Origin of the sequence: Limimaricola sp. G21655-S1 (assembly GCF_027213785.1) — a bacterium.
Classification (GTDB): domain Bacteria; phylum Pseudomonadota; class Alphaproteobacteria; order Rhodobacterales; family Rhodobacteraceae; genus Limimaricola.
The window spans coordinates 1-267 of record NZ_JAPWGO010000255.1 but is presented as its reverse complement, the minus strand read 5'-3'; the positions used below and the strand labels follow the sequence as shown (position 1 = coordinate 267).

General features: G+C 52.8%; 1 tRNA gene. It reads left to right on the top strand.

The annotated features are described in order from the left end of the window. Window positions 1–147 precede the first annotated feature (147 nt). Window positions 148–221, top strand: a tRNA-Gly gene (locus O4G76_RS20670). Window positions 222–267: the final 46 nt, after the last annotated feature.

Genomic DNA, 267 nt, shown 5'->3' with positions numbered 1-267 from the left:
CGCCTCTCATTTGTTGAGGGGTTCCCGAGGGTCCATAGTGAACAGACTGTATATCTGACGGCTCTGCCTTCGAAGGTTCGAATCCTTCTCCCCCCACCAGTTGCTATGCATCTTGGCGGCAAGATTGTGAAGTCGTCCGGATCGTAGGCGGGTGTAGCTCAATGGTAGAGCAGAAGCCTTCCAAGCTTACGACGAGGGTTCGATTCCCTTCACCCGCTCCAAGTTGTTGAATGGTTTGTATGTGAAGCTCATGTAGCTCAGGGGTAG